The following is a 13188-nucleotide window of genomic DNA, read 5'->3' on the forward strand; positions in this document are numbered from 1 at the left end:
ATAGTAAATCAAATTGAATTAGGTGATAAGATGTGGTATAAATAAAGGAAAAAATGTCAACAAGTCCATATAGTCAAGATTTAAGAGAAAAAGTAATAAATTATATAGAAAAAGGTAATAGTCAAGAATCTGCTGCTAGAATATTTGCTATACATAAAAATACAATTAGCCGTTGGAACGTAAGGAGAAGAAAAGAAGGAACAGTGCTGGCAAGAGCTAGACTAGGATTTAAAAGTAAGATTGATAAAAAAGCATTGGAATATTTCGTAACAAATAACCCTAATAGTAAGCTACAAGAAATTGGTAAGAATTTTGGAATTACAGGTTCTCAAGTAGCTAATATATTAAAAAAGTTAGGATTTAGTTATAAAAAAAAACCTTTAGCTATTTGGAAGCAAGTGCAGAGAAACGATCTGATTATTTAGAAAAGATCAGTAAATATGATAAAGATAAAATAGTATATCTTGATGAAAGTGGGATAGATATGACAATTTGCCAAGATAGAGGTTGGGGTAAGATAGGAGAATTATTGATTGGCAAGAAGAGTGGGAAGCATTATCAAAGGACTAATATAATAGCTGGTTTAGTAAATAACAAACCAATAGCCCCTTTTGTTTTTAATAAAACTTGTAATACAGAACTATTTAATAATTGGGTTGAAAAATTTTTGATTAAAGAGTTAACAGCAGGACAGGTTGTAGTGATGGATAACGTTAGTTTTCATAAATCTCAAAAGACAAAAGAGCTAATAGAATCAGTTGGTTGTGAAGTTATTTTTTTACCCCCATATTCTCCAGACTTAAATCCAATAGAAAAATTTTGGGCTAATATGAAGCGATGGATTCGAAACAAAATAGCGGAAATTGGTACATTATCTAAAGCTATTTCTGCATTCTTTGTCACCTAATTCAATTTGATTTACTATAGTAATAATAAAGACCAAATTTCGCAATCAATGATATCAATTTTAGCTAAGATATTACGATTATAAAATGAGTTTAACTAACATTAAGACATACCAACGTGATTTGTATGAAAAATCACTAATATATTATACTAATAATAACCTTAATTGGATTAGCATAGCATCTAGTCTGTATAATACAAGTAGTTTGTTATATTAATTTAACTGCTTTTTTAATCTTGCTTCATATCCTGATCTCTGATAGGACTTACAAGAATTTCAAAAGGACAGTGCTTTTTTACTGCATTTTTAAATTTCACAGTTTTAATTTACTGCATTTAAAAAATTTGCAGTTTACCGTGTTACATTATCTTCATTAGTTTTACTCACTGCTCAAAATCTATGCTCCAAATTTCGTATACTTGCAGCAAAACTGCGTAACACTATCTAATTTCTTTGCTATAGTAAATCAAATTGAATTAGGTGACAAAGAATGCAGAAATAGCTTTAGATAATGTACCAATTTCCGCTATTTTGTTTCGAATCCATCGCTTCATATTAGCCCAAAATTTTTCTATTGGATTTAAGTCTGGAGAATATGGGGGTAAAAAAATAACTTCACAACCAACTGATTCTATTAGCTCTTTTGTCTTTTGAGATTTATGAAAACTAACGTTATCCATCACTACAACCTGTCCTGCTGTTAACTCTTTAATCAAAAATTTTTCAACCCAATTATTAAATAGTTCTGTATTACAAGTTTTATTAAAAACAAAAGGGGCTATTGGTTTGTTATTTACTAAACCAGCTATTATATTAGTCCTTTGATAATGCTTCCCACTCTTCTTGCCAATCAATAATTCTCCTATCTTACCCCAACCTCTATCTTGGCAAATTGTCATATCTATCCCACTTTCATCAAGATATACTATTTTATCTTTATCATATTTACTGATCTTTTCTAAATAATCAGATCGTTTCTCTGCACTTGCTTCCAAATAGCTAAAGGTTTTTTTTTATAACTAAATCCTAACTTTTTTAATATATTAGCTACTTGAGAACCTGTAATTCCAAAATTCTTACCAATTTCTTGTAGCTTACTATTAGGGTTATTTGTTACGAAATATTCCAATGCTTTTTTATCAATCTTACTTTTAAATCCTAGTCTAGCTCTTGCCAGCACTGTTCCTTCTTTTCTTCTCCTTACGTTCCAACGGCTAATTGTATTTTTATGTATAGCAAATATTCTAGCAGCAGATTCTTGACTATTACCTTTTTCTATATAATTTATTACTTTTTCTCTTAAATCTTGACTATATGGACTTGTTGACATTTTTTCCTTTATTTATACCACATCTTATCACCTAATTCAATTTGATTTACTATAGTATGAATTTATTGTATAAATTTGGATTTCTACTATGCAAATATCACCGATTAATAAAAAACAGATTAATAAAAAAACTAGTTGAAAAAGTAGCAGTCATATTATAATATTTGAAATATTAATAATAATGATAATTAATCAAATGAAAAAACCAAAAGTAGCGACCTTAAGTGCTGAAGAACGAGAAGAACTAATACAGCATGTCAAGGAAAGTTCATTAACGGGAGATGAACAGCAAACGATAGTAGAGCTTGTGAAATTTTGTAACGAGCTAATAGACAAGCTAGCATCATCAAATATCAGTATAAATAAGCTTAAGGAAATGCTGATTGGTTTTAAGGCAGATCACAAAAAAAAGATAGTTCAGATTCATTAAAAGAACCGCCAGGTGAATCTGATAACGGGAATGGTGGTAATGAAGGAGAGTGCGATAAGCCCAAAAAGATAGATCGTAGTAATTGGCAAGGTAAATATGGGTTTGATGATTATAAGGATGCGAATACCAGCTATTTAACTCCTGAGAATTTTTGTAGTGGTGATAGCTGTCCTCACTGCTATAATGGCAAACTATATAATAGTGAAGCTAGAAAATTGCTACAATTTACAGGTAATGCTCCAATTACAGTCAACAGATATGTAAAGAAAACGTTACGCTGTAATGCTTGCGATTATACAGTTATGAACAATAAAAATATCAACAAATGGACAAATAGTAGCAGAAGTGCAATAGTGTTACAAAAGACCTATGGTACTCCTTTCTACCGTTTATCTAGGCTACAGAGTTTAAGCGGGGTTCCTATAGCATACAGCTCGCTCTGGCAACAATATTTAGATGTTTGGCAAGAAGGTGGTGGAGCTGAAATTTACGGGGTATTATTGGAAATGGCTGCCGAATGTAGTTCACTGAACCTTGATGATACTAGAGCTAGGATTTTAGAAATTACTATAGCCAATAAAAAATTACGTACTCAAAATAAGAAAGGACGCAGCTGTTATACTACTACAATATGTGCTAAGACTGCAAATAATGAGGTAATAGTTTTATATTTTACCGGTAATAGGCATGGTGGAGAAAATATAGGTAACGTACTAAAGAATCGTAAGAATAGAACAGATTCTATCCAATTAATGACTGACGCAAGTAACAATAATAACCCGGTATTATCAGAAGCAGATAAAGAATTACTGGCAATAATAGTGATGATCAATTGTTTGTCACATGGTCAGAGAAAATTTACAGAAAATGAACTATATTACCCTGAAGAATGCGGATATTTTCTCAAACAAACACGTGGGATTTACCACAATGAACATCAATGTAAAGAGATGAGTCCTGAAGAGAAACTTGGGTATCATCAGGAACATAGCAGTAAATATATAGAAAACATATATAACAAAATAGACGAATTATTTAACGACAAGAAAGTTGAGCCTAATAGTAGGCTTGGACAAGCTATGAAATATTGGATAAATAATAAAGAAGGTTTGACCCAATTTTTAAAAATCCCAGTTAGCAATCTTGATAATAATTGGGCTGAGAGATCACTGCGTACCATTATTTTACAAAGGAAGAATTCATTATTCTTTAAAACAATCAATAGTGCTGAGATACATAGTGGTCTGTATAGTATAGTAAAGACTTGTAGTGAGAACGAGATCAATGCCTTTAAATATTTAAATTGGCTACAAGAGCATAGTAGCAAAGCAAAGAAGCATCCTGAGGATTATACGCCTTTTGCCTATGCAAGATATATGAATAATACGGAATTAATCGAGACAGCAGCTTAAACGACAGGAAGCCAATCATTAGAGAATTTGGCAGAACTAGGATCGCCATTATGAATAAGAATGTGTAAGGTTCTATAACAAATTTGGTAAGATGAATTATCAGATGGGAAAAGTTTTGCCGTAAATTTACCTTTGGATAGGCGTTTAGAGCATAGCCAAAAGCCTTGACCGTCAAAGGACAAAATTTTAATGGCAGTTCTGTTTTTATTATAGAATAAAAACAAGGAACCATTAAGAGGGTCAGAAGAAAGTTTTTGTCTACAAACAGCGATTAAGCCATCGATACCCTTGCGAAAATCGATGGCAATAGTGGCAACAAAAATAACTGACGCCGGGGTTAGTTGCAGCATAAAAATGTCTGAATTATAGTTTTTGGCTCTAGTGTTTGGATAATAAGCTTGGTACCATTTGGTTTAATAATGTGACAAGTATAGTGATTTTGCTTGGGAGCAGCTACAGGATCGGTATCTATAGAATTTACTAGTTGAAATGGGAGAAAATTAATATTTTGTTGTAGGGATTGATTTGAAGTTGAGACAGAAGAAGTTTTGATGGTAGGTTCATGGGCTTTTTTAGTTGAACTAATTGTTGCTTTATTAATATTAAGATGTTTAGCTATCTCTTGGTAAGAATAATGATGGAGTAATTGGTGAACTAATTCCTTTAGATGGTTTGGTATAGGATCAAACTTATTAGTTTTAGTTTGACGCCAAGCTTTAAATTGCTGAGCTACTTGCTCAATAGTAATCGATGGTATTTGCATAGTATGAAACCCAAATGTATAAAAAATTCATACTAACAAAAAAATTAGATAAAGTTATGCAGTTTTGCTGCAAGTATACACTGCTCAAAATCTATGCTCCAAATTTCAGGATCAACTACTTCCTCTTTTTTACCATCACCGTCACGCTTATAATGTGTAGGTAATATTGTTTTATAATTTGGAGCAATTGTTCCAATATTGGCATCTACAGAGCTGCCTAGATACATTTTCATTCTTTGCGTACACATAAAACCAAAATTTGCCCTACCTTCTTTAACAAGGTCTAATCCATAATCTTCTGGGTTATCAAAAAATTTAATAAGTCCTTTAGTAGCAGCTGCAGAACAATCATCACAAATAGCTCTTTTATTTCCTAAATCATGAGTATTACGAAATTTCTCACCAAACTGCTTCATTAAATAAAACTTGCCTTTAATAGCTTCAGACTCAAGCAAATTAATGATCACTTCAATTCTTCTCTGTCGTTCTCTATCAAATAATAAGCCACTTTTTTTAAATGCTATTCTTCTGTCATTTGCAATAGGTTGCTCTATCCATAATCCATTTTTTTTGCAGACAATTTTAGTTTGAATTTCTGGACCATTACGTAGTTCAAAGATCAATTTACGGTTGTTATTTTCCACATCAGGCTTGTATAACAAAATACCTGCACTGTAATAACCACGCAAACTGCTAGCCCCACTAAATGCTTGGAATGGATCTTCTTCAAACTGCATTCTAGTGATTTTTCGAGTGTGATGTACCAGTATAATCCCAGCATCTGGGTTTACTTGATCTCGCAGTAACTCAATCCTTTTTTGCAAAAAAAATAGCATAGCATCATTGTCGTTTTCTGTGGAGCCACTTCTACCTCCATCAAAGACATTTCTTATAGGATCAATAGCAATGATGTCTGGTTTATCTGGCAAAGTCTGTTTAATATGTCTAGCCAGTTCTTCTATAGTTTTTTCATTCAAACTTAACTTTAAGTTGCTTGAGATATATAGATTATCTTTAGCTAGATTAATTATCTCTTCTGATAATTGTATGTTTTGTAGTCTTTCACGTAAATAATGGTAACCAACTTCTACTTGAAAATAGAGAATTTTCAGTGGTTTTGGTGGTATAAAACCAATAAATTCTTGACCAGCTGCCATATGAACAAATAATGACAGCAAGAAGTCGCTTTTACCAACTTTAGGAGCACCACCAAAAACTAATATGCCACCTGGTGTTAAAATACGTGGAGCAATTATATCTTTAGGTAAGGCAGTTTTATCTGATAAAAGAGACTCTAATGAAAAACTGGTAATTATTGGCAATTGGTCATTATCTAGACTTCTAGAATCTGGAAAAGATGTTTTTTGTGGTTCACCATATTTTTGCAAATGCACCTTCCATAAACCATTAACGCTTTGCTGTATCTTCTCTACAGACCAGGGAGGCACTACATTAGTTAGGTTATATCCATAAATTTCTTCAATCGCCCTGTCCTTGCTAATTAACCCATCATGGCACCGCCGCAGCCAGTAGCCAATTACTCGACTTAAATGATTAAACCTGGTCTGCTCTCCATTACCTCCCTGATAAACTTTATTGGTAAGGACTTTTTCAATAGGCAATAGCTTGTTGGTGTTATTAGTTTTTGTATTATTGCTTACTTCATGAAAATGTTTGTAGGGGCTTATTGCTTCTACTCTGGTTATTAGCTCTTCTATCGAATATTCTACTGGACTATACGTCCTAATCTTAACTACACTATTTTTGCCAAATTTATGGTAAATTGAACCAGCTACTCTAATTGGTTGATGTGCAGACTTAAAATGACTATCGCCACCAAATATTTTAGCGATTTGTTGCCTAAGTTTTAGTAATTGCTGCAAATTATTACCCATTACCGCTTTATCCAGTCGCCAATAAATATGCAGTTTGGCATGACCTAATTCAGTAATACCTCCAGATTCCACCACCATAGTTGGCTCACCTATAGTAGCTGTTAACTCTGCTAATTTGTGGTCAGTATCTCCTTCATCAATATCAATAAGCAGAGTTTGCATTTGCATAACATCTTGACTGCAAGCTACCCCTACTTTACCAACAGTACCTGGAATAACATAAAAGGCTGTGCTTCGTTGATTAGTTAGCTTAGCAAATTTTAATGCCTCTTCTACTATATGATCATCAGCCTTGACCCAAATATTACTTGGTGGTCTCCTATTGCTATTACCTTTTTCAGAAAAAGAGCGAAATGGTACAAAACCTTCTAAATAGCCAAATACTACGTAAAAGTAAGTTTTTAAATAATCTTGTGATTGTTGTAACATGATTTTCTTTAAATTTCTCTACCTATATTGTTCACTCCAGCATTTATTTCGCTAACCAACCAATTGTGTGTAAAATATTATTTTCATTCATTATTAAGCTAATTATTTAGAAATATAAAAGTGGTATATATGAAAATTACTTATAATTTTACCTATCACAATACTATTTAACTGTGAGTAAGTTTTTGTAGATTACGTGAATTTGGGATAAGGATTAGTAAAAACGCTTTAGATATAAGTACTACAAGGATATGTATAAATTACATTTCTGTGAATTCACACATAATGATTTCTTATAGTGCCTATATGTCTGCTTTTCTAGTACTTATTCCGAATTTGCGTAGATTCCGCCCCTAGTTTCAATCAAAAATAACTGTAATAAAAAATTACTGCTGGTAAGTTCCTTACACAAGCTTCAAAATTTTTATTACAGTCAAAACCATATAATAACGTTAAAGATAAAGTTATAGCTAAGAAAAATTCTTATTAACCATAATATAGTAAGTTACAATTTATCACCTGTAGTTAAGCTAAAGGTGTAAGGTATATTTTTATGAGACTTGAGATATGGATGCAGTGGAATAAAAAAAATTCTGGTGAAGTAGCGAAATTATTTAATATTAGCCAAGCCCATATTCATAAATATTTATATGAAGGTACTATCCCAAAAAGGAAAATTATGATGAATATTTTTAAAATAACCCAAGGAGCTGTGACACCTAATGATTTTTATGGCTATGATGCTGGAATATTTGAACAACCACCACTCTCAAAAAAGAAATGAATAAGAATATCGGGAGTTTCGCATTTAGTAAAAAGTCAAAAATGCTTATCCCATTAAATATTATAGTGAATTAACTTGAATTGGCAACGTTATAAATCCGATTATTATTTAGCCTCAGCGTCATTGCGAGGAGCCACTTTAGTGGCGACGAAGCAATCCAAAAAAACGATTAAATGGATTACTTCGTCGGCTATGTCTCGCCCGATGGGTGCTTGTTCGGCACTAATTCAGGTTAATTGACTATATAACTTGAGGGTAACTTGATTGCATATTAAGGTTTTAAAATTATAGCATATAGCACTTTATAATTTAATTTTTGCTTAAAAAATAAAAAATTTAGCATAATTTTACAAAGTCTAAAACTCCTGAATATAAAATAACATTTAATAAGATGAGGATATTATGAGCAAAGCCGATATACAGAAGATAGTAAAGGAAATAGATAAGGATAAACGCTCTTCCAAAGAAACTTACCTGTCAATAGTTAACAAACTAAAAACTATGTCTAACAACCAATTGAGTGACGAGGAACTTCATGACTCAGCTAAGAATTTAATTGGTTTTTATCAAATAATTATTGACTACAAAATGAAACAGAAAAAAGAACAAGAAAAATAAGTAATAATCTGATTTGCCAGAAGATAAGCCTCAAAATCTCTTGGAAAATTTGTATAGGCTAAAAATGTTACATTTACCTGCAATGACTCACTACAATGAGACAATTAAGCACATACTTTACTTGACTGATCTAATTATACGGTTTATCCATGATGGAGATTGTTTTAAGCAATTAAACTAATATTATAATAGGAAGAATATATGACAGACAAAGCAACAAATGCTATAATTTTAGTTCGTGTTTCAACAAGGGAGCAAGAAGAGGGGCATTCAATTGAAGCTCAAAAATATAGATTAGTAGAATATTGCCAACGTAAAAATCTTGAAGTTATCAAAACTTTTGAAATTATCGAATCTTCAAGCAGAGGTGATCGCAAACAATTTAAAGAGATGATCAAATTTGCTAAAAGCCATAGAGAAACCATTGCTATTGTAGCTGATAAAGTTGATCGCGTTCAAAGACGAATTTCAGAAATTTCATTATTGGAAGGACCAATAAAAGATGGTAAAATAGAATTACATTTTAGAACAGAAGGTTATATATTAACAAAAGATTCTCAATCTCATGAAAAATTGGTATGGGGGATGAACGTATTAATGGCTCAATCTTATGTTGATAGTTTAAGTGATAATGTCAAAAGGAGTTTAGATCATAAATTACGTAAAGGAGAATGGATAGGTCCTGCTCCTATTGGTTATCTAAATAGCAGAGATGCACATGGCAATAGTACAGTAATTCTAGATTCATCTAGAGCTTTTATTATAAAAAAATTATTTGAAGAATATGCTACAGGAGAATATACTCTTGGAAGCATAGTGAACATGGCAAAAGAGTTAGGGTTAAGGAGTAAAAAGAATTATTACCTAAATAAAACAGTATTACACCGTTTAATGCAGCAGCCATTTTATTACGGTGAAATGTTAGTAAAAGGAGAGATGTGGCTGCATAATTATCCACCAATTATTACAAGAGAAACATTTATGGCATGTAAAGAAGTACGTTTAGGTTGGAATAAAAAGCCTTTCAAATATGGAGGTAAAGATTTCCTATTTAGAGGGTTAATTACTTGTGCAACAACAGGCAAGATAGTGACATCGGAAATTCATAGTAAAACATATTCTAATGGTAAGGTAGATCAATGGGTTTATTTGGTAGCATGGGATCCAAAAAATCCAAACAAAAAAATATATGTTAGGGAAGATGAGGTTTTAGCGAAGGTAGAAGAGGTTTTTAAGAAAATAGGTATAAGAGACCCCGAGCTATTAAAAGACACGCTAGAACACCTTAAAAACACTAATGAGCTAAAAAAAGATGAACATGATAAAGCGACAGCTAGTTTTAAAAAAGAACATACTGAAAACGAAAAAAGATTGAACTCATTAATAGATTTACGACTTAATGGTGAACTGAGTACAGAAGAATTTCAAGCAAAAAAACAACAATTAAAAGATCGTCAATATGAAATTGTGCGTTTGTTAAAAATTTATGAAGAAGCAGATGACAAATTTACCGATGCCGCCTCAACCTTGATAACTCTAGCTTCTGAAGCCTATGAAACCTTCAAAGGTTCTGAAATGCCCCAAAAACGCAAAATGATAAAATTCGTATTTCAGAACCTGGAGCTTAGGGGCAAAAAACTTGAGACCTCTCTACGTTTCCCGTTCGATATTTTTGAAAAAACGACAACTCGTACCGAATGGCGGAGAGAGAGGGATTCGAACCCTCGATACGGTTACCCGTATAACGGTTTAGCAAACCGTCGCCTTCAGCCTCTCGGCCACCTCTCCAAGTCATGTGACTATAGCATTAAATTGTTTGTATTTCTATAATTATTTTATTCTCAAATAATAGTATACTTGCAGCAAAACTGCATAACTTTATCTAATTTTTTTGTTAGTATGAATTTTTTATACATTTGGGTTTCATACTATGCAAATACCATCGATTACTATTGAGCAAGTAGCTCAGCAATTTAAAGCTTGGCGTCAAACTAAAACTAATAAGTTTGATCGTATACTTGCAGCAAAACTGCGTAACACTATCTAATTTCTTTGCTAGTATGAATTTATTGTATAAATTTGGATTTCTACTATGCAAATATCACCGATTAATAAAAAACAGATTAATAAAAAAACTAGTTGAAAAAGTAGCAGTCATATTATAATATTTGAAATATTAATAATAATGATAATTAATCAAATGAAAAAACCAAAAGTAGCGACCTTAAGTGCTGAAGAACGAGAAGAACTAATACAGCATGTCAAGGAAAGTTCATTAACGGGAGATGAACAGCAAACGATAGTAGAGCTTGTGAAATTTTGTAACGAGCTAATAGACAAGCTAGCATCATCAAATATCAGTATAAATAAGCTTAAGGAAATGCTGATTGGTTTTAAGGCAGATCACAAAAAAAAGATAGTTCAGATTCATTAAAAGAACCGCCAGGTGAATCTGATAACGGGAATGGTGGTAATGAAGGAGAGTGCGATAAGCCCAAAAAGATAGATCGTAGTAATTGGCAAGGTAAATATGGGTTTGATGATTATAAGGATGCGAATACCAGCTATTTAACTCCTGAGAATTTTTGTAGTGGTGATAGCTGTCCTCACTGCTATAATGGCAAACTATATAATAGTGAAGCTAGAAAATTGCTACAATTTACAGGTAATGCTCCAATTACAGTCAACAGATATGTAAAGAAAACGTTACGCTGTAATGCTTGCGATTATACAGTTATGAACAATAAAAATATCAACAAATGGACAAATAGTAGCAGAAGTGCAATAGTGTTACAAAAGACCTATGGTACTCCTTTCTACCGTTTATCTAGGCTACAGAGTTTAAGCGGGGTTCCTATAGCATACAGCTCGCTCTGGCAACAATATTTAGATGTTTGGCAAGAAGGTGGTGGAGCTGAAATTTACGGGGTATTATTGGAAATGGCTGCCGAATGTAGTTCACTGAACCTTGATGATACTAGAGCTAGGATTTTAGAAATTACTATAGCCAATAAAAAATTACGTACTCAAAATAAGAAAGGACGCAGCTGTTATACTACTACAATATGTGCTAAGACTGCAAATAATGAGGTAATAGTTTTATATTTTACCGGTAATAGGCATGGTGGAGAAAATATAGGTAACGTACTAAAGAATCGTAAGAATAGAACAGATTCTATCCAATTAATGACTGACGCAAGTAACAATAATAACCCGGTATTATCAGAAGCAGATAAAGAATTACTGGCAATAATAGTGATGATCAATTGTTTGTCACATGGTCAGAGAAAATTTACAGAAAATGAACTATATTACCCTGAAGAATGCGGATATTTTCTCAAACAAACACGTGGGATTTACCACAATGAACATCAATGTAAAGAGATGAGTCCTGAAGAGAAACTTGGGTATCATCAGGAACATAGCAGTAAATATATAGAAAACATATATAACAAAATAGACGAATTATTTAACGACAAGAAAGTTGAGCCTAATAGTAGGCTTGGACAAGCTATGAAATATTGGATAAATAATAAAGAAGGTTTGACCCAATTTTTAAAAATCCCAGTTAGCAATCTTGATAATAATTGGGCTGAGAGATCACTGCGTACCATTATTTTACAAAGGAAGAATTCATTATTCTTTAAAACAATCAATAGTGCTGAGATACATAGTGGTCTGTATAGTATAGTAAAGACTTGTAGTGAGAACGAGATCAATGCCTTTAAATATTTAAATTGGCTACAAGAGCATAGTAGCAAAGCAAAGAAGCATCCTGAGGATTATACGCCTTTTGCCTATGCAAGATATATGAATAATACGGAATTAATCGAGACAGCAGCTTAAACGACAGGAAGCCAATCATTAGAGAATTTGGCAGAACTAGGATCGCCATTATGAATAAGAATGTGTAAGGTTCTATAACAAATTTGGTAAGATGAATTATCAGATGGGAAAAGTTTTGCCGTAAATTTACCTTTGGATAGGCGTTTAGAGCATAGCCAAAAGCCTTGACCGTCAAAGGACAAAATTTTAATGGCAGTTCTGTTTTTATTATAGAATAAAAACAAGGAACCATTAAGAGGGTCAGAAGAAAGTTTTTGTCTACAAACAGCGATTAAGCCATCGATACCCTTGCGAAAATCGATGGCAATAGTGGCAACAAAAATAACTGACGCCGGGGTTAGTTGCAGCATAAAAATGTCTGAATTATAGTTTTTGGCTCTAGTGTTTGGATAATAAGCTTGGTACCATTTGGTTTAATAATGTGACAAGTATAGTGATTTTGCTTGGGAGCAGCTACAGGATCGGTATCTATAGAATTTACTAGTTGAAATGGGAGAAAATTAATATTTTGTTGTAGGGATTGATTTGAAGTTGAGACAGAAGAAGTTTTGATGGTAGGTTCATGGGCTTTTTTAGTTGAACTAATTGTTGCTTTATTAATATTAAGATGTTTAGCTATCTCTTGGTAAGAATAATGATGGAGTAATTGGTGAACTAATTCCTTTAGATGGTTTGGTATAGGATCAAACTTATTAGTTTTAGTTTGACGCCAAGCTTTAAATTGCTGAGCTACTTGCTCAATAGTAATCGATGGTATTTGCATAGTATGAAACC

15 protein-coding genes, 1 tRNA gene and 1 pseudogene are annotated in these 13188 nt (G+C 32.5%); 9 read left to right on the plus strand and 8 right to left on the minus strand.

The genetic code is table 11. The features are described 5' to 3' along the window. Positions 1 to 53: 53 nt before the first annotated feature. Both ACQH6S_RS00805 and ACQH6S_RS00810 read left to right on the plus strand, forming a co-directional pair. Positions 54 to 425: an IS630 transposase-related protein gene (locus ACQH6S_RS00805; protein WP_425364376.1), complete on the plus strand. Its 372-nt coding sequence runs from the start codon at positions 54 to 56 to the stop codon at positions 423 to 425. After that, positions 389 to 907 carry an IS630 family transposase gene (locus ACQH6S_RS00810; protein WP_425364377.1) on the plus strand — a complete coding sequence of 173 codons (519 nt, stop codon included), beginning with the start codon at positions 389 to 391 and terminating at the stop codon, positions 905 to 907. Before ACQH6S_RS00805 ends, ACQH6S_RS00810 begins: the two co-directional genes overlap by 37 nt. Positions 908 to 1383: 476 nt before the next feature. Here ACQH6S_RS00810 and ACQH6S_RS00815 read toward each other — a convergent pair whose 3' ends face one another. Next, the gene (locus tag ACQH6S_RS00815; RefSeq protein ID WP_425364377.1) at positions 1384 to 1902 is read right to left on the minus strand and encodes an IS630 family transposase; all 519 of its coding nucleotides are present in this window, start codon (positions 1900 to 1902) and stop codon (positions 1384 to 1386) included. Next, the gene (locus ACQH6S_RS00820) at positions 1866 to 2237 is read right to left on the minus strand and encodes an IS630 transposase-related protein (protein WP_425364376.1); all 372 of its coding nucleotides are present in this window, start codon (positions 2235 to 2237) and stop codon (positions 1866 to 1868) included. Before ACQH6S_RS00820 ends, ACQH6S_RS00815 begins: the two co-directional genes overlap by 37 nt. A gap of 181 nt (positions 2238 to 2418) precedes the next feature. On the opposite strand from ACQH6S_RS00820, the gene ACQH6S_RS00825 reads away from it, so the two are divergent. Next, entirely contained in the window at positions 2419 to 2667 is a 249-nt protein-coding gene (locus ACQH6S_RS00825; protein WP_341758049.1) for a hypothetical protein, read from the plus strand. A 302-nt stretch (positions 2668 to 2969) separates the two neighbouring features. Beyond that, on the plus strand, positions 2970 to 4079 hold the full coding sequence (locus ACQH6S_RS00830; RefSeq protein WP_425364395.1) for an IS66 family transposase: 1110 nt from the start codon (positions 2970 to 2972) through the stop codon (positions 4077 to 4079). Here the strand turns inward: ACQH6S_RS00830 and tnpB (ACQH6S_RS00835) are convergent. From tnpB (ACQH6S_RS00835) to ACQH6S_RS00845, 3 genes are read right to left on the minus strand one after another with little or no spacing between them, the layout of a single operon-like run. Then, entirely contained in the window at positions 4076 to 4429 is a 354-nt protein-coding gene (gene tnpB / locus ACQH6S_RS00835) for an IS66 family insertion sequence element accessory protein TnpB (RefSeq protein WP_341752109.1), read from the minus strand. The genes ACQH6S_RS00830 and tnpB (ACQH6S_RS00835) overlap by 4 nt on opposite strands. Then, on the minus strand, positions 4417 to 4842 hold the full coding sequence (locus ACQH6S_RS00840; RefSeq protein ID WP_341758053.1) for a hypothetical protein: 426 nt from the start codon (positions 4840 to 4842) through the stop codon (positions 4417 to 4419). The genes tnpB (ACQH6S_RS00835) and ACQH6S_RS00840 overlap by 13 nt, the downstream gene beginning before the upstream one ends. 44 nt (positions 4843 to 4886) lie before the next feature. Further along, positions 4887 to 7166 carry an AAA family ATPase gene (locus tag ACQH6S_RS00845; RefSeq protein ID WP_425364611.1) on the minus strand — a complete coding sequence of 760 codons (2280 nt, stop codon included), beginning with the start codon at positions 7164 to 7166 and terminating at the stop codon, positions 4887 to 4889. A gap of 571 nt (positions 7167 to 7737) precedes the next feature. Here ACQH6S_RS00845 and ACQH6S_RS00850 point away from each other — a divergent pair. The 3 genes and pseudogenes from ACQH6S_RS00850 to ACQH6S_RS00860 all read left to right on the plus strand — a co-directional run. Continuing rightward, positions 7738 to 7950, plus strand: a complete 213-nt coding sequence (locus ACQH6S_RS00850) for a hypothetical protein (protein WP_425364612.1) — start codon at positions 7738 to 7740, stop codon at positions 7948 to 7950. A 402-nt stretch (positions 7951 to 8352) separates the two neighbouring features. Beyond that, complete coding sequence (locus tag ACQH6S_RS00855; RefSeq protein ID WP_425360550.1) at positions 8353 to 8568, plus strand: hypothetical protein; 216 nt, start codon at positions 8353 to 8355, stop codon at positions 8566 to 8568. Positions 8569 to 8769: 201 nt separating this feature from the next. After that, positions 8770 to 9507 (plus strand): annotated as a pseudogene (locus ACQH6S_RS00860) (recombinase family protein); the annotation flags it as partial. Positions 9508 to 10266: 759 nt separating this feature from the next. On the opposite strand, the gene ACQH6S_RS00865 reads toward ACQH6S_RS00860, so the two are convergent. Beyond that, positions 10267 to 10356: transfer RNA gene (locus ACQH6S_RS00865), tRNA-Ser, on the minus strand. 397 nt (positions 10357 to 10753) lie between these two features. Between ACQH6S_RS00865 and ACQH6S_RS00870 the strand changes: the two genes are divergently transcribed. Together ACQH6S_RS00870 and ACQH6S_RS00875 are read left to right on the plus strand one after the other, a co-directional pair. Continuing rightward, on the plus strand, positions 10754 to 11002 hold the full coding sequence (locus ACQH6S_RS00870) for a hypothetical protein (RefSeq protein WP_341758049.1): 249 nt from the start codon (positions 10754 to 10756) through the stop codon (positions 11000 to 11002). A 302-nt stretch (positions 11003 to 11304) separates the two neighbouring features. Next, positions 11305 to 12414 carry an IS66 family transposase gene (locus ACQH6S_RS00875; RefSeq protein WP_425364395.1) on the plus strand — a complete coding sequence of 370 codons (1110 nt, stop codon included), beginning with the start codon at positions 11305 to 11307 and terminating at the stop codon, positions 12412 to 12414. Here the strand turns inward: ACQH6S_RS00875 and tnpB (ACQH6S_RS00880) are convergent. Beyond that, the gene (gene tnpB, locus ACQH6S_RS00880) at positions 12411 to 12764 is read right to left on the minus strand and encodes an IS66 family insertion sequence element accessory protein TnpB (RefSeq protein ID WP_341752109.1); all 354 of its coding nucleotides are present in this window, start codon (positions 12762 to 12764) and stop codon (positions 12411 to 12413) included. The two genes, ACQH6S_RS00875 and tnpB (ACQH6S_RS00880), sit on opposite strands and share 4 nt — an antisense overlap. Then, entirely contained in the window at positions 12752 to 13177 is a 426-nt protein-coding gene (locus ACQH6S_RS00885) for a hypothetical protein (protein WP_341758053.1), read from the minus strand. The genes tnpB (ACQH6S_RS00880) and ACQH6S_RS00885 overlap by 13 nt, the downstream gene beginning before the upstream one ends. Positions 13178 to 13188 lie beyond the last annotated feature (11 nt).

The sequence above is a fragment of the Candidatus Tisiphia endosymbiont of Mystacides longicornis genome (assembly GCF_964031095.1).
Lineage (GTDB): Bacteria > Pseudomonadota > Alphaproteobacteria > Rickettsiales > Rickettsiaceae > Tisiphia.

Excerpts from the sequence above, each read along its gene's own strand:
- ACQH6S_RS00805 (WP_425364376.1), top strand. The coding sequence starts at position 54 with ATGTCAACAAGTCCATATAGTCAAGATTTAAGAGAAAAAGTAATAAAT.
- ACQH6S_RS00820 (WP_425364376.1), bottom strand. The coding sequence starts at position 2,237 with ATGTCAACAAGTCCATATAGTCAAGATTTAAGAGAAAAAGTAATAAAT.
- ACQH6S_RS00825 (WP_341758049.1), top strand. The coding sequence starts at position 2,419 with ATGATAATTAATCAAATGAAAAAACCAAAAGTAGCGACCTTAAGTGCT.
- ACQH6S_RS00830 (WP_425364395.1), top strand. The coding sequence starts at position 2,970 with ATGAACAATAAAAATATCAACAAATGGACAAATAGTAGCAGAAGTGCA.
- tnpB (WP_341752109.1), bottom strand. The coding sequence starts at position 4,429 with ATGCTGCAACTAACCCCGGCGTCAGTTATTTTTGTTGCCACTATTGCC.
- ACQH6S_RS00840 (WP_341758053.1), bottom strand. The coding sequence starts at position 4,842 with ATGCAAATACCATCGATTACTATTGAGCAAGTAGCTCAGCAATTTAAA.
- ACQH6S_RS00845 (WP_425364611.1), bottom strand. The coding sequence starts at position 7,166 with ATGTTACAACAATCACAAGATTATTTAAAAACTTACTTTTACGTAGTA.
- ACQH6S_RS00850 (WP_425364612.1), top strand. The coding sequence starts at position 7,738 with ATGCAGTGGAATAAAAAAAATTCTGGTGAAGTAGCGAAATTATTTAAT.
- ACQH6S_RS00855 (WP_425360550.1), top strand. The coding sequence starts at position 8,353 with ATGAGCAAAGCCGATATACAGAAGATAGTAAAGGAAATAGATAAGGAT.
- ACQH6S_RS00870 (WP_341758049.1), top strand. The coding sequence starts at position 10,754 with ATGATAATTAATCAAATGAAAAAACCAAAAGTAGCGACCTTAAGTGCT.
- ACQH6S_RS00875 (WP_425364395.1), top strand. The coding sequence starts at position 11,305 with ATGAACAATAAAAATATCAACAAATGGACAAATAGTAGCAGAAGTGCA.
- tnpB (WP_341752109.1), bottom strand. The coding sequence starts at position 12,764 with ATGCTGCAACTAACCCCGGCGTCAGTTATTTTTGTTGCCACTATTGCC.
- ACQH6S_RS00885 (WP_341758053.1), bottom strand. The coding sequence starts at position 13,177 with ATGCAAATACCATCGATTACTATTGAGCAAGTAGCTCAGCAATTTAAA.